This is a genomic window from Caldalkalibacillus mannanilyticus JCM 10596, assembly GCF_000615945.1.
GTDB classification, from domain to species: domain Bacteria; phylum Bacillota; class Bacilli; order Caldalkalibacillales; family JCM-10596; genus Bacillus_AT; species Bacillus_AT mannanilyticus.
Map to the genome: position 1 here is coordinate 1 of NZ_BAMO01000039.1, position 18,475 is coordinate 18,475.

The window sequence follows — 18,475 nt, forward strand, 5'->3', positions numbered from 1 at the left end:
AAAGAAGGATTATAGTCACTCTAAAGTGTACCCTTTGAAAGCCTATTTAAAAAATAACATGCTACACCGATAAGATGATTCCTGTTTTGTACAGGGGTCATCTTGTTTAGGTTTCATAGGAATTTGATCTAATAATTCAGGGTTGAGAATAAGAATTACGGAGCATTGGTGGGAAATCCTGAATTTCCCATGAGGGAAAAGCCCATTTAGTTTTTGAGCTTTTTACCGATTCTAACAGCTAATTCTCCTTGTAGTTCTGCCCCATTAGAAGACGTTATATTTATATAGCGCTCCATAGTATCATCGGCTTCAAAGTACAAGGTTTTGCTTTTTCCTGCCTTTACTTTATAAGATCCGAGGAGTTTTCCTCCTGCTGAGCCGTAGGTAATGGTCACATTATAATGACTATCACTTGTATTATTAATCCAAACCTTATAATTTTTTAGGTTGGTACTGATAGGGAAAATTTCAGACATATTGCCATTTGAGCCATACAAAGTTGTATCAACCACTTTTACACTCGTAGAGAAAATGAATTCTTCAGTCAACTCTTTTCCTTCTGCTTCTTCAGAGTATGTCTTGGTTTCTGTATCCTTTAATTCAGTTGCTTCTTCAGAGTATTTTTCTATATCTGTATCCCTCCATTCAGTTTCTGTATCAACGTATTCCTCTGTATTTGGATCTTTCAAATCAGTCACTTCTTGTGTAGATGAACAACTAGACAATAGAAATATACCTATGCAGAAACTAAGGAGTATAAAGACTAAAGCTACTTTGCGTTTCATAATTTATTTCACCTAACCTCACACATTATTTCACAATTTCCATTATAACCCTATATTTACCATACGGCAATTAAAAGGAAAACATGGGTTATGTGAATAAAAATAGCAAAGTATTTCAATTAATCTATGGTATAATTATCCAAACGAGTGAGTGGAACCTGCATGGAGTTCTCTTTTGTTTTATTCGGATTCTTCCCATGATATAATGTAAGATATTTTCGAAATGTAACTTTTTAAGAGGGGGATATATGAGCCGAACTCGCATACATTTCATCCATACTAATGATTTACATAGTCATTTTATAAATTGGCCACAAACAGTATCGACGATTCAGAGTCTGAAACAAGAACTTCAACATAGAAATGAAGAATTTTTACTATTGGATATTGGAGATCACTTAGATCGTTCGCACCTGATTACAGAGGGGACGTTAGGTGAAGCAAATATCGACTTGATGAATGAACTCGGCTATGATTATATAACCATAGGAAATAATGAGGGAATTACTTTTGCTAAGGAGCAAATAGAGAAGCTATATGAGAAGGCCCATTTCCGTGTATTGGTTAGCAATCTTAGAAACCAAGACGATTCTCTGCCATCATGGTTACTTCCTGCTACGATTCATGAGATGAGTGGCAAGAAGATCGGAGTCATTGGAGCTACGATTAACTTTGAACCCTTCTATCATTTATTAGGGTGGAAGACAGAGGACCCGTTCATTAGTATCGAGAGGCAAGTAAAACAAATAAGAGAAGAAGTGGACTTGATTCTTGTTCTTTCTCATATGGGGCTGCCATATGATGAAGAATTAGCACGTAAAGTAGCAGGGATTGATGTGATTTTAGGCGCACACACACACCATTTACTTGAAAATGGTGAAAGAATAGAAGAGAGCATGATTAATCAAGCGGGAAGATCAGGAGAATATGTGGGGCATGTATCCATTGAATGGGATGCAGAAAAAATACACATCGAAGCGCAGTGTATACCTACTTCGCAGAAGGCTCCTGATTTACATACAGTCGAACGTCTTAACGCATGGAAACAGAAAGCCCTTGATCATCTTAATGAACAAGTGACTGTACTGGATCAGGAATTAGAAGTTTCATGGGATGAGGAGTCTGCTTTTGGCAATTTGCTAGCGGAAGGCTTGAGAGAATGGTGTAACACTTCAATATCACTTGTTAATTCAGGACAAATATTAGATCGTCTTCACTCTGGACTCGTCACCCGCGGAGATCTACTGCGAGTCTGCCCTCACCCCATAAATCCCTGTATTGTGACACTACAAGGATATGAGATCTGGGATCTATTACAACGTTCATTGGAGCTAGAGCAACAGAGAAAGGCGATACGAGGATATGGTTTTAGAGGGAAAATAATGGGGATGCTATCTGTTGATGGCCTGCAAATTCGCTATAAGAATGAATCATTGATGAAGAAACGAGTGATTGGCATCTTCACTAATGATGATCAGTGTATTGAAAAAGAAAAAGAATATGAGATCGCGACGATAGATATGTTTACCTTTAGTAAAGTGATTCCAGAAATTCATCAGGCGCAAAAAGTAACTTATTTACTCCCGGAATTCATCAGAGATATTTTAGCCAATCGTTTAAGACAGGGACGAATAGAAAGCACTCATATTAAACGCTGGAAATGCGTTGAAGATTCAGGAGGTGAAAACAATGAAATTTATAAATGATTTATATGAATTGTATAAGGATCAATTAGTAGGGGATGAAGAAGATGCGATTGCGTTAGTATTGTATGCTCTTCAGGATCATGGACGTGAGGATCTGATTCAATTTATACATCAGATGAATGAAGATGAAATTTATCAGATGCTTGGTAATTTTCTCATTGAAAAGCTCAAGGATAAAATGGCGGAGGAAGGATTAGGTCAGTATAGACCAAGTCCACATCCCGATTCTAAAAATGTTCACTAAAGTAGAATAGACGAACATTCTTCTCTCTTCCAACATAGTCTATGTAAGGGAAGACAAAAGGAAAAGGAGAGTGTTCAGATTACATGATGTCTCTAAGTCCTATACAAATAGAAGGTCACCAGGTACTAGCGATTGAAGTGAAGCTCCCCAAAACCAATTTATTAGTGGTTACTACTGAGAAAGGCTATATTATGTGCGGAGCCTTAGATGTTGCCCTTTTAAACGAGAAACTAAAAGACCGCGGTGTTTTAGCTGGGAGAGCAGTGGGAGTGAAAACGATTGATCAATTGCTAGAAGCTCCTCTTGAATCGGTGACATATGAAGCAGAGAAATTAGGCGTTCATGCAGGGATGATCGGTCGAGAAGCTATTCTTAAAATGCTTTAAAAGCAGAAAAATAAAATACACAAAAAAGAACAAATGCCTCTTGTTACCATTTGTTCTTTTTAATTTTAATTTCTTTATCGAGGAATGGACGCTTGTCTGATATAATGAGTGTATGAATCTGATTTGGAGTAGGAGAATGAACAATGAGGTTAGTGTCAACTTCAGATTGTCAGGAAGGAATGCAGCTTGCCAAAGCCATTTTTAACGATGACGGTCTAGTACTTATTAATGAGGGTGTACATCTCACCAAGAAGATGCTTGAACGGCTTGTCAATATGGGGATCACGTATGTCTATATTAAGGACTCAAGAACGGAAGACATTGTGATCCCAGAGGTTTTGACAGATGCAACAAGACGTTTGGCGATGGAAACAATCAAAGAACAGTTTTCAAAGCTGAGCAATAGTGGAAAATTACTGCACGCAGCGCAAGACCCTAAATTCATTAAATCTTTTAGAAAATCGGTAGAATGTATTATCGAAGATTTAAATAATTTTCAGGGAGTGATGAGTGCGCTAACCAATATGTACTCCTATGACCAATACACCTTCACTCATTCACTGCACGTAACGATTTATTCCATCACCCTAGCAATGGCTAAAAACTATTCAGAGAAACAGATTTTAGAGATTGGTCTAGGTGCTATGCTTCATGATATTGGGAAGCTTACGACCCCGCATGAAATTTTGACAAAGCCAGGGAAATTAACAGAGGAAGAGTTCGCCATTATTAAGGAGCATCCAACAACTGGTTTTGAAATCTTACGCAAGATTCACGAAGTTCCTTTTGTTTGTGCTCACTGTGCGTATCAGCACCATGAAAGAGAGAATGGCTCCGGTTATCCGCGCGGACTGAAGGATAAAGAGATCCATGATTATGCTAAGCTCATTGGACTGTGTGATGTGTTTGATGCCCTGACGAGTCATCGTTCCTATCGGAAAGCGATGCCAGCCCATCAGGCAATGGAGATTATCTTTGCTGGCAGTGGAACTTTATTTCAAAAGGAATTGGTGGAGCTTTTCCGCGATACGATTTCCTTGTATCCCGTTGGTATGACCGTCAAGCTCAGTGATGGTTCTATTGGAGTGGTGATCGCCTTAAATAAATCCTTACCTAGTAGACCTGTCGTTCGGCTTATTAAGGATCAGATGGGACAAGCTACTATGAAAGAAATTAATTTAGCAGAACAGCTATCATTAGTGATTGCAGGTCCCGTTTCGGTTGCCTAAATGAAATCTAGACTTCAATCAAACAAATAAACAAATAAATAAATAAATAAATAAATTAAGCGAAACAGAATGTTTTTGATATTAGCAAGGAGGTTTCCAGTAGCAATGAGTCGTAGTGAACAGACATACTTAGATTTATGCCGATACGTCTTAGAGAACGGAGAAAAGAAAGAAGATCGAACAGGTACGGGAACGATCTCTATTTTTGGTCATCAAATGAGGTTTGATTTAAGTGAAGGGTTTCCGCTTCTTACCACGAAGAGAGTTCCTTTTCGATTGATTGCAAGCGAATTGCTGTGGTTTATTAAAGGAGATACAAATATTCGCTATTTACTCCAGCATAATAATAACATCTGGAATGAATGGGCGTTTAAGAAGTGGGTAGAAAGTGATGAGTATCAAGGGCCAGATATGACTAATTTTGGCTTGCGTGCTCAGCAAGATCCCTCCTTCTCTGTCATTTACGAGGAGCAAATGGAGCAATTTAAGAAGCGAATCCTAGAAGAGGACGAATTTGCTAGAAAATATGGTGAACTGGGCAATGTCTACGGAAAACAATGGAGAGCCTGGCAAGCATCGAATGGAAGTACGATTGATCAGTTGCAGGATGTGATTCACACGATTAAAAGCAATCCTACTTCTAGACGTTTACTTGTAACGGCTTGGAATCCGGAGGATGTTCCGACAAATATGGCTTTACCACCCTGCCATAGTCTATTTCAATTTTATGTCCAGCAAGGGAAGCTCTCCTGTCAGCTTTATCAAAGAAGTGGAGATATTTTTCTAGGTATTCCATTCAATATAGCTAGCTATGCTCTGTTAACTCATTTAATCGCACACGAATGTGGTTTGGAGGCTGGAGAGTTCATTCATACCTTAGGGGATGCTCATATTTATCTTAACCATGTAGAACAAGTTCAGGTTCAGCTAAGTCGTGAACCACGCCAGCTTCCTAGATTACAATTAAATCAAGATATTAGATCGGTCTTCGATTTTGAATTAGAAGATATAAGTATTGAAGGATATCATCCGCACCCTACATTAAAAGGAGTCGTAGCTGTCTGATGACCATTTCAATGATTGTAGCCATGGATCAAAATAGAGTGATAGGCAAAGATAATGATTTACCTTGGTATCTTCCGGCTGATTTAAAATATTTTAAACGAGTCACCATGGAACATCCCATTATCATGGTAGAAAAACCTATGAATCCATTGGGCGTCCATTACCGGGAAGAGAAAATATAATCCTGACTAGGAATAAGGAGTACGTTGCAGAGGGTTGCTCGATTATCCATAGCTTGGATCAAATTGAAGATCACGGGAAAGATCAAGAGGTTTTTATTATCGGTGGAGCCGAGATTTTTTCAGCAGGCTTTGCTATCGCTCATCGATTGTATATTACGCACATTGAAGCAGAGTTTGAAGGAAATACGTACTTTCCTCCCTTTGATGAAAACGAGTGGGAGCTGGTTTCATCTGAACAGGGAGTACAGGATGAAAAAAATCCGTATCTCTACTTTTTTAAGGTGTACGAACGTAGGAGCAAGAATATAGAGTGAACAAACATACAGTAGCGGGTTCTCTAAGTAGAACCGGCTTTTTTTTCATATTATTCCAAGTATGTGATACAATGCAGTTGAAAAGACTGCACTGATAAATATAAGGGCGACGAACCAATCAGGTGGAGTAAAAACTCCATCTGATGGCAATCTACTTTATCAAATTGGAGGTATCGATAACATGGCGAGTCAAACAGGTCAAATCGTGCAAGAATCACTCAATGCTTTGATGCAAGATGAACTTTTTTTACCTGAATTACAGGGACTAACAAGAAAGCAAATGTTTACTTCCTTAACGGCAATTCTTTCCACTCCCAATCATATACATAAATCTTTCTTACGCATTTCACTGGAGGATGGGCGAGTTGTCCGTATCCCGGCTTTTCGAGTACAGCATAATGATACACTTGGTCCTTACAAGGGTGGGATTCGTTTTCATGAATCGGTGAACGAGGATGAAGTGACCAATTTGGCTGTATTAATGACATTGAAGAATGCCTTACATGAAGTTCCTTTTGGTGGTGGAAAAGGAGGGGTGATTCTAAATCCCCGAGATTTCACAGAAAAAGAGCTTCATCTCATATGCAAAAAATATGTTCAATATTTTAGTGATGTATTAGGTCCAGACAAGGACATTCCGGCTCCCGATGTTGGAACTGGGGAACGTGAAATGGACTGGATGATGGCTGAATATAAAAGCATTCGCCCTGGCACTCCATACAGAGGAAGCTTTACTGGAAAAAGTGTGGTGAATGGAGGGTCTTTAGGACGAAGAGAGGCGACAGGAAAAGGCGTTTATTTTTCATTTCGTTATTTACTTCATGATTTTGTACATGAGCATAGCCGATGGTTAGCGGGAAGTAAGAATGTGTTTGCCCAAACAGCACTCGCCTATAGAGATCAACCCCTTACTCTAGCGATCCAGGGGTTTGGAAATGTGGGTTCGGTTACAGCGAATGAAGCTTACCACTGTACGCAATTGAATAATAAGGTTGTGGCGGTAAGTGATCGAAATGTAACAGTATTTAATCCAGAAGGTTTAGATATTCCTGCGCTGATTGATTTTGTTTCGAAATCGGCGGGAGATTTACCTGTAAGTGAGGAGGAGCTAACCAAGGCAGGAGTAAAGGCATCCATTCTAGACCGTGAAGAGGTGCTTACTCTAGATGTCGATGTACTATTCTTAGCTGCATTAGAAGATCAAATTCATGACAGAAATAAGGATCAAATTAAAGCCAACATCATTGTTGAAGGAGCCAATGCTCCCATAACAGGAGAAGCCGATCGTTATTTAAACGAAAAAGGGGTCATGATTATTCCCGATATTCTGGCAAATGCGGGTGGGGTTATTGTGTCTTATCTAGAATGGCTTCAGGGACGTGAAACCCAATTTTATAGTGAGAATGAAGTCTATCATCTACTCTCTGAAAAGATGAAGGGGACCATGAATACGATCCTTCCTCAGTTTTTTGGGGATCCTTACTCACTACGTCAGAATTGTTATATTCAAGCGGTTCTCAAATTATCAACGATTCTCTACCGTCAAGGAAAGTTGTATTAAGTAGATTGCCTACCGAACAAACTGTATGAACTATGATTTGATACCCTCACTTAACATCAGGATAAGAGCAGGATGAAAAAGTGGGGGTATTCTTTAAGCAGGGATCAACATGATATAAATGGCTGCTGCTGCTAAGTTAGGAATAGAAGCAGCTAGATACTGATTAGCTAACTCGGTTCGTGGCTTTTTTCTGCCTTCTTTATGAGAAAATGTTCCCTTATTCCCTAGAATCAGTATATCTAAGTAAGATAATAGAGCACAAGAGATACATGCCAGCCCTAGAGTCCCTGAAATATAATAAAGGTAAGACCAATTGGATGTGAAAAAAGAAAAGAAGAATAAAGCTACTACAAAAATAGTGGCGAACACAAATGACTTTCTCATCGTCCCCCTCCTTTCATTTATCTCTCCTTATTATAATACCTCAATTTGTTAGTAAAGTCTTTTTATTCCTAAACCATTTTCTTCTTGCATCCTTTGGATAAATCGTGTATATTTAAATTAACAATTAACAATTAACAATTAACAAATCGTTAATTTATAAAATGCAAACCTGACCCTATAGCAGAATATGAACCTGTTGCAGAATCATGGAGGAAATAGATATGGCAAAATATAACTCAGAAGAAGAAGTATTGGCACATTATGATGCAAGAAAGTATCGAACGCCAGATGGGTATACAAGTGATATTGCTGTTTTTACCATCATCTCAGAGGAAGTAGAAATGTATAAGCCTCCGACCAAAAGCTTAAAGCTCATGCTGATTAAGCGAGCGGAGAAAGATGCAGAAGGAGAACCCAACATAGAGGGAGGAAAATGGGCATTGCCGGGTGGCTTTATCCAGCCGGATGAAACGGCATTTGAGGCAGCGAAAAGAGAGCTAGAAGAGGAAACAGGAGTAACAGATATTCATATTCAGCATTTCGGTGTCTATGATCAGCCAGGACGAGATAAAAGAGGCTGGATCATCTCGAATGCACACTATGCGATCGTTCCCGAAGATTATCTCAGCAAGAGAAAGGCAGCAGACGATGCAGAAGAAGTAGAATTATTTACACTGGAAGAGGTCTTTCAATTGGATCTTGCTTTTGACCATCGGCAGATTATTGAAGAGGCGCTCGGCTTCATTAAGAGAGATTTGCTGCTGAAAACCATTGCCCAGAAATTTCTGCCCTCAGAATTTGTTTTGTCTGAACTTCAAGGAGTGCTGCTAACCGTAAGTGACGATCCTTCGATTAAATCAGACCCAGCCTTCTTTCGCAAAGCACCTACCCTGCCTTTTTTGGAGAAGATCAAAGAAAACGGGGAGTATAAGAAATCCAATCGATATTCGAAGACTCCAGCGCAGCTGTACCGATTTGTCGCTTATGAACCATCATTATCCATTTATACAATGAGAGCCTAAGTAAAGGAGAGAGAATTATGGAGAAAAAAGCTTTAATTAATATTGATTACACATGGGATTTTGTTGCAGATCAAGGAGCGTTAACGTGTGGGAAACCCGCACAAGAAATTGAAGAGGCGATTGTGAATATAACGGAAGAAATGATTAAGAACCAAGACTTTGTCGTCTTTGCTCTAGATGTACATGAAGAGGGAGATCCTTTTCATCCCGAAACAAGTTTGTTTCCACCACACAATCTTAGAGGAACAAAGGGAAGAGATTTATATGGCCGCCTTCATGAACTATATAAAGTAAATCAAGAGAGGGACAACGTCTATTCCTTGGATAAGACAAGATATAGTGCATTTGCCGGTACGGATCTTGAGATAAGGTTAAGAGAACGAGGGATTACAGAAGTTCATCTTGTTGGAGTGTGTACAGACATCTGTGTACTGCATACCGCTGTGGATGCCTATAATAAAGGGTTTCAAATTGTGATTCACGAGAAAGCGGTGGCTAGTTTTAATCAAGCAGGTCACGAGTGGGCATTAGGTCATTTTAAAGGATGCTTAAACGCCAAAATCGTGTAAAGAAGCAGCTAGAAAAGGGGAGAGGGAGAATGAGAAAAGAATATGTGGACGATAGTTTAGCTTTGCATACCGATGCCTATCAGATCAACATGGTTGAAACCTACTGGCATGATCAGATGCACAAGCGAAAAGCTGTGTTTGAGCTATTTTTTAGAAAATTACCCTTCGGCAATGGATATGGTGTCTATGCAGGGTTAGAGAGAATCATCGAATATATTAAGGGCTTTCGCTTTACCGAAAGCGATATTGAGTATCTAAGAGATGAATTTGGCTATGAGGAAGAATACCTTCAATTTCTGCAAAATATTCAATTTACCGGGAATATTCGCTCCTTAAGAGAAGGAGAATTGGTTTTTGGAAATGAAGCCATTCTTCAAGTAGAATCAACTCTAGCAGAGGCACAGTTAATTGAAACCGCCCTTTTAAACATTGTTAATTATCAGACGCTGGTGGCTACGAAGGCTTCAAGAATTAAACAAGTGATCGGTCAGGCGAAGGCAATGGAATTCGGGACTCGTCGAGCTCATGAAATGGATGCTGCTATATGGGGAACAAGAGCTGCCTTTATCGCTGGCTTTGATGCCACAAGTAATGTGCGAGCAGGAAAGAAATTTGGGATTCCTGTTTCGGGAACTCATGCTCATTCTATGATTCAAACCTATCGCAGCGATTATGTGGCGATGAAAAAGTATGCGGAAAGCTGTGTTCGTAGAAGGAATAAAGTCTTTATTCCTCTTGTAGATACCTATGATACCCTTCGTTCTGGAGTTCCAGCAGCGATTAGAGTAGCCAAGGAATTTGAGGGGCAAATCGAGTTTGCAGGTATCCGTCTAGACAGTGGAGATATGGCTTACTTGTCCAAGGAAGCAAGAAAGCTCTTGAATGAGGCTGGATTTACACAGACACAAATTGTTGCCTCGAATGATTTAGATGAATATACGATTATTCATCTGAAAGCACAAGGGGCGGAGATTGATATATGGGGAATTGGAACAAAGCTGATTACGGCTTTTGACCAGCCTGCTCTCGGCGCTGTCTATAAAATCGTAGCGATTGAGGACGAGCATGGTAAAATGGTAGACACCATCAAAATCTCTTCCAATCCTGAAAAGGTAACGACACCAGGAATGAAAAAGCTATACAGGGTGATTAACCAAGTGAATCAACGCTCGGAAGGGGATTATATTGCACTGGCGAATGAAAATCCTAATCAAGAGGAACGCCTAAAGATGTTTCATCCCGTTCATACCTTCGTTAGCAAGTTTGTGACCAATTTTGAAGCGAGAGAGCTTCATGTTGATGTCTTTAAACAGGGCAAACAAGTCTATGAGAATCCACCAATAACAGACATTCAAAAATATGTGGCTAAGAATTTAGATTTCTTATGGGACGAGTATAAACGCACCATGAATCCCGAAGAATACCCAGTGGACTTAAGTCAGCAATGTTGGGATAATAAGATGCAGATTATCAGGAACATTCAGCATGAAATGGAGAAACCCAAACCCTAAGGTGGGTAAGCCTGCGTAGGATTGTACAGGAGCATAGAGAAGAAAAGAACGCTTGAGTATAGAAAGAAAAAGAAGAAGGAGGGGGATGGGAATGGCGAAGATAGGCATATATGGTTCATCCTTTGATCCAATCACAAACGTTCATTTATGGACAGCTTCGACAGTGGCGCATCGCAAGAAATTAGATAGGGTGATTTTTCTTCCTTCCTCTAATAAGAGAATTGATAAGAAAACGAAAACCGATGATCGGCATCGAGTGGAAATGATTAAATTAGCCATCCAGAACAATCCTAAATTTGAATTGGATACATATGAGCTGCAAGTTCTCCCTGGAAAGCAATACACGTATTATACAATGGAATATTTTAAGAACAAGGACAAGGGAGACGAAGTGTTTTTTATTATGGGAGCGGATCTGCTTGTCGATATCGCTGCGGGAAAATGGCGCTTTGCAGAGGAATTAATCGCTAGAAATCAATTTATCATCATGGCTCGCAATGGAGTGGACATGCTTGGTACTATTGCTCATTCCGCCTTGTTACGAAATTATGATGATGGTCGTTTTCAGCTGCTGGACAAGGGATTAGCTATGGAGATCAGCTCTACTTATATTAGGGAAGAACTAGCGCGTGGGGGTGAACCGCGATACCTGCTTCCAGAGGAGTGTTATCGCTATATTAAAGAACAAGGAATCTATGCGGAATCGGATAGGGAATTAGAATAGGAGGGAATAGGATGGAAGCCATGCAAAAAACAATTATTGAAGCAATGAAAACCAAACCAGTCATTGATGTTCAAGAGGAAATAAGAAAAAGTATTGATTTATTGAAGACGTATGCCAAAAAACATCCTTTTATTACATCCTTTGTACTGGGGCTTTCTGGTGGACAGGATTCAACGTTAGCCGGTAAATTGGCTCAATTGGCTGTGGATGAACTCAACCAAGAGGAAGGGACAAGTAAGTATCAATTTATCGCGGTACGACTTCCTTATGGTATTCAGAAAGACGAAGCAGATTGTCAGGATGCAATTCAATTTATTAATCCAAGCAAACTCTACACCGTGAACATTAAGCCAGCGGTAGATGCTAGTATAGCTTCCTTGAAGGATGCTGGTGTTACGCTAAGTGACTTTCTCAAGGGAAATGAAAAAGCCAGAGAGAGAATGAAGGTACAGTATAGTATTGCCGGAGCCCATCAAGGCGTGGTTCTTGGGACAGACCATTCAGCAGAAGCCATTACGGGCTTTTATACTAAATTCGGAGATGGAGCAGCGGATCTTGTTCCTATCTTCCGTTTAAATAAAAGACAAGGAAAGCAATTGTTACAAGAACTAGGCTGCCCAGAGCATCTCTATCTCAAAAAGCCTACAGCGGATCTAGAAGATGATAAACCTCAATTGCCTGATGAAACAGCCTTAGGAGTCACCTATGAAGAAATAGATGATTATCTAGAAGGCAAAAAAGTAGAGGAACAAAGTCGTCAAAGGATTGAGGAATGGTATAGCAGAACAGAGCATAAAAGAATGGCTCCTATCTCCGTATTTGATGATTGGTGGAAGTAGAGGGAGGAAGCACAAAAGTACAAAAAGCACAAAGGAATCTGATTAGATTCTTTTGTGCTTTTGCATATGCCAATCTGCGACTATTGGGATAGTCCCTCTACAATGGTTTTTACATTTGAACGCATCATATCAATATAGTTTTCTGCGCCAGAACCAGGTAAGCCGATAGAATCGGTGAATACTTCTCCTGCAATTTCAATTCCAGCTTCACTAGCGACTCGATCCATGGGTCTTGAATCCACACTTGTTTCTAGAAAGACAGCGGGAAGCTGTCTAGACGTGATAACCTCTACTAAACGTTCGATTTGTCGTGCACTTCCTTCTTCGTGAGCATTAATTTCCCATATAGATTCATAATCGAACCCATAGCCTTCAGCAAAGTATTTGAAGGCACTTTCGCTGGTTATCACCACTCTTTTCTCTGCTGGGATTTGCTTCACTTGTTCCTCAATCCATTGATCAAGCTCTTTTAGCTCGGTAAGATAACGATCTAAGTTTTGTTGGTAATAGCTTTCTCCCTCGGGGTCTAGCTCGATGAGAGCTTTTGCTACATTCTGTGCATAAATCATAACATGCTTAGGATTGAGCCAAGCATGAGGGTCCTCTTTCCCAGATAATTCTCCAGCTTCTGCGCTTAATGGAATGGCAGGGACTCCTTCTGTCAGGATGATCTCACGTCCAGCACTTTCTGCATTTTGCGCTAAGTTACGAATCCAATAATCCATGTTAAACCCATTATAAAACAAAAGATCGGCATCTGAGATCAGCTTAAATGTACTAGGAGTAGGTTCAAATTCGTGTGGATCTTCTCCGATAGGGGTTAAGAAATCAGCTTGAATTCGATCTCCTCCAATATGAGTGACAATATCGTGAATGACACTAAAAGAAGAAACCACATGAGGTTTATCTTTTTCTATGGGCTGTCCTAAAGAGCCCAGCGCACAACCTGACAATAGCATCATAAATCCAAGGCTCATAACTAGAATCAGAATTCCTTTTGCTCTCCAGTTTGTTTTGTTTCGTAATAATTGTAAATTTTTCATGACACATTTCTCCTTCTCCGTTTTTTTCTCCCTTTTTCTAGGCTTGGGAGATGTATGTTATCTATGATGTTTATTCATTGATGGCTTTACGTAAGCGACGAGTCTTAATGGCTTTAGATAGAATACCTTGCTTGGGTGAAAATAACATAGCCAGCATAAAGAAGAAAGTAGCAACAAGAACGATGGCTGCACCAGAAGAAACATCGAGCGTGTAGGATAGAAATAAACCTGACACAGATGAGAGAACACCGATGAAGCTTGATATCCAAAGCATGATACTTAAGCGATCAGTAAGAAGGTAGGCTGTAGCCCCTGGAGTAATCAACATAGCCACAACCAAGACGATCCCAACCGTTTTTAAGGATGCTACTGTGACAAGAGAAAGTAACAGCATCAGAAAATAATGAATCAGGTTGGTTGGCAGTCCAATTGCTTTAGACATAATCGGATCGAAAGTAGAAATCAATAATTCCTTGAAGAATAAGATAATAACAGCCAGTACGATCACTCCGATTACAGCAACAATGACTAAATCTTGAGAGGAAACGCCTAAGACATTCCCAAATAAAATATGGTAAAGATCGACACTGACACCGCGCATTAAATTAATTAGAACAATTCCTAAAGCAAAGGCTGCGGTAAACATGATTCCAATGGCAGAGTCTTCCTTAATCCGTGTATTCTGAGAAATATACCCGATTCCAATGGCAGTGAGTACTCCTGTAACCACGGCTCCCCAAAAAAATCCAATCCCAAGCATATAGGAGATAGCTACTCCCGGAAGGACAGCGTGTGAAATCGCATCTCCCATTAAAGCCATTCCTCTTAGAATGATAAAGCAACCAATTACGCCACAGATGATTCCAACGAGGATCGAAGCGATCAAGGCTTGCTGTAAGTAGGTATACCTAAAAAGCGAATCAATAAATTGATAAAGGGATTGTATGATCATCATTGATTTATCACCATCACTTGATTTTCTTTGTGGATCATCGTTAATTGGTTTCCGTAAGTGCGATCCAGCCATTCTGGTTGGAACATCTCTTCCGAAGGTCCATAGCCAATGATCTCCTGATTGATTAGAAGCAGGCGATCAAAATAGTGGGTTGCCTTACTTAAATCGTGGTGAACCACAACGATGGTCTTTCCTTCTGAGATAAGCTGTCGAAGCTGGGCAAGAATAATTTGCTCAGTTGCCACGTCCACCCCGACAAATGGCTCATCAAGTAGAAATAGATCTGCTTCCTGGGCGAGTGCTCGAGCTAAGAAAACTCTCTGCTGTTGTCCGCCAGACAACTGACCAATTTGGCGCTTAGCCAAGCTCGTTAAGCCTACTTTCTCTAAGGCGGCAGATACGATTTGGCGATCTTTCTCCTTTTCTCTGCGGAACCAGCCCATAAGCGGATAACGCCCCATCATAACAACATCCTTCACTAATACAGGGAAGTCCCAATCAATATCGGAGCGCTGAGGGACATAGGCAATTCTTTTGCGTACTTTTTTCACGGCTTGATTGAAAATCCGGATCTCTCCAGAATCTATAGGAATAAGTCCCATAACTCCTTTTAGGAAAGTAGACTTGCCAGCTCCATTTGGACCAATAATGCCAATCAGCTTTCCTTGTTCAAGAGTGACAGAGGAAGGCTTAAATACTTGCTTACCGTGATAGGAAACGGACAGCTGCTGAACTTGAATGGAGCTTAATGAATGCAGTTCTTCTGTATGATTAGAACTCAAGGATAAAACCTCCTTACCTAGCAAATGTTTCGTATGGATACAAAAGTTGCTCTTGTGCAACTTTTTGTTAAAAATAAAATGGCATGAACAGGGGTCTGTTTATTACCAAGGATAAAAATACTATATGCTTTTGTGTAAAAAAAGTGATGGATCAGCCTAAAAAACCTTAAGTTTTACTGGACAAAAAGTTTTGCCTTAGTACAACTTTAATCAAATTATACCATGAACATTCCATTTGTCTAGAGGGAACATGTCTAAAATTTTTAACCATAAATAAGAGCATGTCGCATAGACATAGAGTAGGGGGTGTAAAGAATTGTCAAATAAATTCAAAACCAATCGAAAAGGACCATTAAGAGGAAAACATATTTTTTTGATTGTTCTTATCTTATTAACCCTTATTTCGATTCAAGGCTTTGTTTTTGTTGAGAGAAATCTAGAACCAGCCTTGAAGGAGATTGCCCGTACTCATGTCAAACAAATTGCCATGCTTGCCATAAATGAAGCTATTTCCAAAAAAATAAGTGAAAGCTTTTCTGATGAGGATCAGCTTATTCATGAACGAACAGAAGGGAAGATAGCTTACATTTCTTTTGATCAGTCGAAACATGCCAGAATTGTCACTCAAGTAACGGATCGAGCGAACCAAACACTAATGGAGCTCTATCAACAGCCTGTTTCTATTCCCATAGGTCAGGCGCTAAATAGTAATATTTTGTCTCAGTTAGGTCCTGATGTACCGATTACGCTGATTCCGATGGGAGCGGCAAGAGCAGATATTGATGTCAGAATGCAGGAAGCTGGGATCAACAATGTCATGATTGTCGTTTACTTGAGAATTGAAGCAGATGTACGAATTGTTATTCCTTTTTCTTCGGATGAAGCTGTGGTGACAACGGAATTTCCGATTGATCATATTTTTGTTCAAGGAGAGGTTCCTGAATATTATTTTAAAGGGGGAGATGGTCAAGTAACGCCTATCCCACATATGATGCCGGCAAAAAAAACGGATTCTAATGAATAAGTAAGGAGTTAAGTTGAAAAAAGACAACCTCAGAAGAGAAGAGGTTATCTTTTTTTACGTTTCCTTTCTTGCTTTTCCCATAATCGAAGGGAGGGGTAGGGATCAAATGACCATTCCGTTCTACCGTTGTCCTTATACATTCCATAATGCAGATGGGGAGGGAACTTGCCCGAAGTACCTGGCTTTCCGTATCCAGAACTGCCTACATAACCAATGACGGTTCCAGGCTCTACAACATGTCCTTCTTTTACGTCGCTGTTAAATCCAGAAAGATGGGCGTAATAATGGTACACATTGTGAATATCTCTAATGCCGACTCTCCATCCTCCGTATTTATTCCACCCCATAATTTCAACCACTCCATAGGTCGTTGAGCGTACGGGAACTCCATAAGAGGCAAAGATATCGGTTCCTTCATGTATCCGCCTTCCGCCCCAGCCTCGGCGATCCCCCCAAGTGCTTCTATAGCTGTAGTTATGGAATAAAGGGAGAGGAAACACTTTCTTTCTTAGATCAATGGTTTGAAAGTGGTGATAAATCTTGGCGATTGTCATAATTTGATTTACCGTTTGCTCCCGGTGATAATAATCCCAGAGAGCAATCTTAAAGTCTTCCCAAGTGAAACCATATTTAGCTAAGTAGTCACTCATAGTGTACAGAGCATCTTCATCGTTTGTGCGCTCCGCTTTTCCATCGCCATTCCCATCTTTTCCTTCACCATCAAAGAAGAGAATGGATTCTAATGAAGGGTTTTCTTTATCAAGGTTTAAGGCCCCAGCCCAATACTCTGGAGAAAAGTAGATGGAGATCGTCGTATCTCTTTTCGGAATATCCTTTCGTACCTGTTGAATATTTCTTTCAAATTGGTCTACGGCTGCGAGAAAATACCAGGGAACCTGTGTAATCGCCTCGTATTTCAAATACAAAGCTTTTCGGTCCATCAATACTTCTTCTATAGGTTTTTCATTGGCTAAGACCACGGTAGAAAAACAACTCAATGTGAAAAAATGAATAATACAGAACCACAGAAACGCTTTTCTCACAGGGCTTCCTCCTCTAAAAAATCAGTTCAAAAATCAGGCTAGTATAGATGTGAGTAAGTTTTACGATAGCTCTCCCTTTATTTTGGCGAATTAATAAAAGTTTCATGAATCCATTTCATGGCAACAAGATAAAGGAGTTGGTGTTCTTAGTGATTAAGGGTATAATGTATAATGAATCCTGCAAGAAACGGAGTTGCTGTAAATGGAACGTAAACCTGAATGGTTAAAAATTAAATTAACAACAAATAAGAATTACAATGAATTGAAATCCATGTTACGTGACAAAACGTTACATACCGTTTGCGAAGAGGCTAAATGCCCAAATATATATGAATGCTGGGCGGTACATCGTACAGCTACGTTTATGATCCTTGGTGATATTTGTACCCGCGCTTGCCGCTTTTGCGCAGTTAAAACAGGTCTTCCTACGGAGCTTGATTGGGCGGAGCCTGAAAGAGTAGCAGAAACGGCAGAAAAAATGGGCTTAAAGCACTGTGTCATTACCTCTGTTGCTCGAGATGATCTGAGGGATGGTGGGGCTACGATCTTTGCTGAAAGTATAAAAGCGGTTAAAAAGAGACTTCCGTTATGTAGCGTAGAGGTTCTGATCCCTGATTTCATGGGAAGCTATGATGCTTTAAAAATTGTCATGGATGCCAAGCCAGACATCTTAAATCATAATGTCGAAACGGTAAGACGTTTATCTGACCGTGTTCGGGCAAGAGCGAAGTATGATCGTACCTTAGAGCTACTTAAACGAGCGAAAGAAATGCAACCCAAAATACCTACAAAATCAAGTATTATGATAGGAGTAGGTGAAACATGGGAAGAGATTATTGAAACGATGGATGATCTTCGTGCCAATGATGTTAACATATTAACAATCGGGCAATATTTACAGCCGACAAGATCACACATGAAGGTAGAGAAGTATTGGCATCCTGATGATTTTGCCAAGCTGAAAGAAGAAGGCTTGAAAAGAGGATTTAGCCATGTAGAGTCAGGGCCGCTTGTTCGTTCTTCTTATCACGCACATGAGCAAGTACAGTCTGCTCAGAGTCATGATCAAAAAGTGGCAGAAGCGTAAATCAATTTAAAAAAGAATCC

19 protein-coding genes and 1 pseudogene are annotated in these 18,475 nt (G+C 40.0%); 14 read left to right on the forward strand and 6 right to left on the reverse strand.

Annotated elements, in window-relative coordinates:
* Positions 1–206: 206 nt before the first annotated feature.
* Positions 207–785 carry a hypothetical protein gene (locus JCM10596_RS18535; protein ID WP_025028411.1) on the reverse strand — a complete coding sequence of 193 codons (579 nt, stop codon included), beginning with the start codon at positions 783–785 and terminating at the stop codon, positions 207–209.
* 248 nt (positions 786–1,033) lie between these two features.
* Between JCM10596_RS18535 and JCM10596_RS18540 the strand changes: the two genes are divergently transcribed.
* The 7 genes and pseudogenes from JCM10596_RS18540 (at position 1,034) to JCM10596_RS18570 (ending at position 7,472) form a co-directional block, all read left to right on the forward strand.
* Entirely contained in the window at positions 1,034–2,491 is a 1,458-nt protein-coding gene (locus JCM10596_RS18540; protein WP_025028412.1) for a bifunctional metallophosphatase/5'-nucleotidase, read from the forward strand.
* Positions 2,475–2,735, forward strand: a complete 261-nt coding sequence (locus JCM10596_RS18545) for a DUF6154 family protein (protein ID WP_025028413.1) — start codon at positions 2,475–2,477, stop codon at positions 2,733–2,735. Before JCM10596_RS18540 ends, JCM10596_RS18545 begins: the two co-directional genes overlap by 17 nt.
* A gap of 83 nt (positions 2,736–2,818) precedes the next feature.
* Positions 2,819–3,121 carry a YunC family protein gene (locus JCM10596_RS18550; protein ID WP_025028414.1) on the forward strand — a complete coding sequence of 101 codons (303 nt, stop codon included), beginning with the start codon at positions 2,819–2,821 and terminating at the stop codon, positions 3,119–3,121.
* Between the two features lie 143 nt (positions 3,122–3,264).
* On the forward strand, positions 3,265–4,350 hold the full coding sequence (locus tag JCM10596_RS18555; RefSeq protein WP_025028415.1) for an HD-GYP domain-containing protein: 1,086 nt from the start codon (positions 3,265–3,267) through the stop codon (positions 4,348–4,350).
* 105 nt (positions 4,351–4,455) lie between these two features.
* The gene (locus JCM10596_RS18560; RefSeq protein WP_025028416.1) at positions 4,456–5,415 is read left to right on the forward strand and encodes a thymidylate synthase; all 960 of its coding nucleotides are present in this window, start codon (positions 4,456–4,458) and stop codon (positions 5,413–5,415) included.
* Positions 5,415–5,911, forward strand: a pseudogene (locus tag JCM10596_RS26415) (dihydrofolate reductase). Before JCM10596_RS18560 ends, JCM10596_RS26415 begins: the two are co-directional and overlap by 1 nt.
* 181 nt (positions 5,912–6,092) lie before the next feature.
* Entirely contained in the window at positions 6,093–7,472 is a 1,380-nt protein-coding gene (locus JCM10596_RS18570) for a Glu/Leu/Phe/Val family dehydrogenase (RefSeq protein ID WP_025028417.1), read from the forward strand.
* A 93-nt stretch (positions 7,473–7,565) separates the two neighbouring features.
* Here JCM10596_RS18570 and JCM10596_RS18575 read toward each other — a convergent pair whose 3' ends face one another.
* A complete protein-coding gene (locus JCM10596_RS18575) occupies positions 7,566–7,856 on the reverse strand; it encodes a hypothetical protein (protein WP_025028418.1) in 291 nt (96 codons plus the stop codon).
* A 221-nt stretch (positions 7,857–8,077) separates the two neighbouring features.
* On the opposite strand from JCM10596_RS18575, the gene JCM10596_RS18580 reads away from it, so the two are divergent.
* From JCM10596_RS18580 to nadE, 5 genes are all read left to right on the forward strand, one after another.
* Positions 8,078–8,878, forward strand: coding sequence for an NUDIX domain-containing protein (locus JCM10596_RS18580; RefSeq protein WP_025028419.1), 801 nt, complete (start codon positions 8,078–8,080; stop codon positions 8,876–8,878).
* Positions 8,879–8,895: 17 nt separating this feature from the next.
* Positions 8,896–9,447 carry a cysteine hydrolase family protein gene (locus JCM10596_RS18585; RefSeq protein ID WP_025028420.1) on the forward strand — a complete coding sequence of 184 codons (552 nt, stop codon included), beginning with the start codon at positions 8,896–8,898 and terminating at the stop codon, positions 9,445–9,447.
* 29 nt (positions 9,448–9,476) lie between these two features.
* Positions 9,477–10,958 (forward strand): nicotinate phosphoribosyltransferase, encoded by a 1,482-nt coding sequence (locus tag JCM10596_RS18590; RefSeq protein ID WP_025028421.1) that lies wholly within the window; start codon positions 9,477–9,479, stop codon positions 10,956–10,958.
* Between the two features lie 91 nt (positions 10,959–11,049).
* The gene (gene nadD, locus JCM10596_RS18595; protein WP_025028422.1) at positions 11,050–11,682 is read left to right on the forward strand and encodes a nicotinate-nucleotide adenylyltransferase; all 633 of its coding nucleotides are present in this window, start codon (positions 11,050–11,052) and stop codon (positions 11,680–11,682) included.
* An 11-nt stretch (positions 11,683–11,693) separates the two neighbouring features.
* The gene (nadE, locus tag JCM10596_RS18600; protein WP_025028423.1) at positions 11,694–12,521 is read left to right on the forward strand and encodes an NAD(+) synthase; all 828 of its coding nucleotides are present in this window, start codon (positions 11,694–11,696) and stop codon (positions 12,519–12,521) included.
* 80 nt (positions 12,522–12,601) lie between these two features.
* On the opposite strand, the gene JCM10596_RS18605 is transcribed toward nadE, so the two are convergent.
* The 3 genes from JCM10596_RS18605 to JCM10596_RS18615 form a co-directional block, all read right to left on the reverse strand.
* On the reverse strand, positions 12,602–13,564 hold the full coding sequence (locus JCM10596_RS18605) for a metal ABC transporter substrate-binding protein (RefSeq protein ID WP_025028424.1): 963 nt from the start codon (positions 13,562–13,564) through the stop codon (positions 12,602–12,604).
* A gap of 70 nt (positions 13,565–13,634) precedes the next feature.
* Complete coding sequence (locus tag JCM10596_RS18610; RefSeq protein ID WP_234410560.1) at positions 13,635–14,519, reverse strand: metal ABC transporter permease; 885 nt, start codon at positions 14,517–14,519, stop codon at positions 13,635–13,637.
* Positions 14,516–15,301: a metal ABC transporter ATP-binding protein gene (locus tag JCM10596_RS18615; RefSeq protein WP_234410561.1), complete on the reverse strand. Its 786-nt coding sequence runs from the start codon at positions 15,299–15,301 to the stop codon at positions 14,516–14,518. Before JCM10596_RS18615 ends, JCM10596_RS18610 begins: the two co-directional genes overlap by 4 nt.
* Positions 15,302–15,617: 316 nt before the next feature.
* On the opposite strand from JCM10596_RS18615, the gene yunB reads away from it, so the two are divergent.
* Positions 15,618–16,325, forward strand: coding sequence for a sporulation protein YunB (yunB, locus tag JCM10596_RS26420; protein ID WP_025028427.1), 708 nt, complete (start codon positions 15,618–15,620; stop codon positions 16,323–16,325).
* 44 nt (positions 16,326–16,369) lie between these two features.
* On the opposite strand, the gene JCM10596_RS18625 is transcribed toward yunB, so the two are convergent.
* Positions 16,370–17,368 carry a M23 family metallopeptidase gene (locus tag JCM10596_RS18625; protein WP_025028428.1) on the reverse strand — a complete coding sequence of 333 codons (999 nt, stop codon included), beginning with the start codon at positions 17,366–17,368 and terminating at the stop codon, positions 16,370–16,372.
* 202 nt (positions 17,369–17,570) lie between these two features.
* On the opposite strand from JCM10596_RS18625, the gene lipA reads away from it, so the two are divergent.
* Entirely contained in the window at positions 17,571–18,455 is an 885-nt protein-coding gene (gene lipA / locus JCM10596_RS18630) for a lipoyl synthase (protein WP_025028429.1), read from the forward strand.
* Positions 18,456–18,475 lie beyond the last annotated feature (20 nt).

What these genes read in the sequence shown, in the direction of transcription:
- JCM10596_RS18560 (WP_025028416.1), top strand. Translation starts at nt 4,456, where the DNA reads ATGAGTCGTAGTGAACAGACATACTTAGATTTATGCCGATACGTCTTA.
- nadD (WP_025028422.1), top strand. Translation starts at nt 11,050, where the DNA reads ATGGCGAAGATAGGCATATATGGTTCATCCTTTGATCCAATCACAAAC.
- JCM10596_RS18545 (WP_025028413.1), top strand. Translation starts at nt 2,475, where the DNA reads ATGAAATTTATAAATGATTTATATGAATTGTATAAGGATCAATTAGTA.
- lipA (WP_025028429.1), top strand. Translation starts at nt 17,571, where the DNA reads ATGGAACGTAAACCTGAATGGTTAAAAATTAAATTAACAACAAATAAG.
- JCM10596_RS18555 (WP_025028415.1), top strand. Translation starts at nt 3,265, where the DNA reads ATGAGGTTAGTGTCAACTTCAGATTGTCAGGAAGGAATGCAGCTTGCC.
- JCM10596_RS18570 (WP_025028417.1), top strand. Translation starts at nt 6,093, where the DNA reads ATGGCGAGTCAAACAGGTCAAATCGTGCAAGAATCACTCAATGCTTTG.
- JCM10596_RS18585 (WP_025028420.1), top strand. Translation starts at nt 8,896, where the DNA reads ATGGAGAAAAAAGCTTTAATTAATATTGATTACACATGGGATTTTGTT.
- JCM10596_RS18540 (WP_025028412.1), top strand. Translation starts at nt 1,034, where the DNA reads ATGAGCCGAACTCGCATACATTTCATCCATACTAATGATTTACATAGT.
- nadE (WP_025028423.1), top strand. Translation starts at nt 11,694, where the DNA reads ATGGAAGCCATGCAAAAAACAATTATTGAAGCAATGAAAACCAAACCA.
- JCM10596_RS18550 (WP_025028414.1), top strand. Translation starts at nt 2,819, where the DNA reads ATGATGTCTCTAAGTCCTATACAAATAGAAGGTCACCAGGTACTAGCG.
- JCM10596_RS18580 (WP_025028419.1), top strand. Translation starts at nt 8,078, where the DNA reads ATGGCAAAATATAACTCAGAAGAAGAAGTATTGGCACATTATGATGCA.
- JCM10596_RS18575 (WP_025028418.1), bottom strand. Translation starts at nt 7,856, where the DNA reads ATGAGAAAGTCATTTGTGTTCGCCACTATTTTTGTAGTAGCTTTATTC.
- JCM10596_RS18590 (WP_025028421.1), top strand. Translation starts at nt 9,477, where the DNA reads ATGAGAAAAGAATATGTGGACGATAGTTTAGCTTTGCATACCGATGCC.
- JCM10596_RS18605 (WP_025028424.1), bottom strand. Translation starts at nt 13,564, where the DNA reads ATGAAAAATTTACAATTATTACGAAACAAAACAAACTGGAGAGCAAAA.
- JCM10596_RS18535 (WP_025028411.1), bottom strand. Translation starts at nt 785, where the DNA reads ATGAAACGCAAAGTAGCTTTAGTCTTTATACTCCTTAGTTTCTGCATA.
- JCM10596_RS18610 (WP_234410560.1), bottom strand. Translation starts at nt 14,519, where the DNA reads ATGATGATCATACAATCCCTTTATCAATTTATTGATTCGCTTTTTAGG.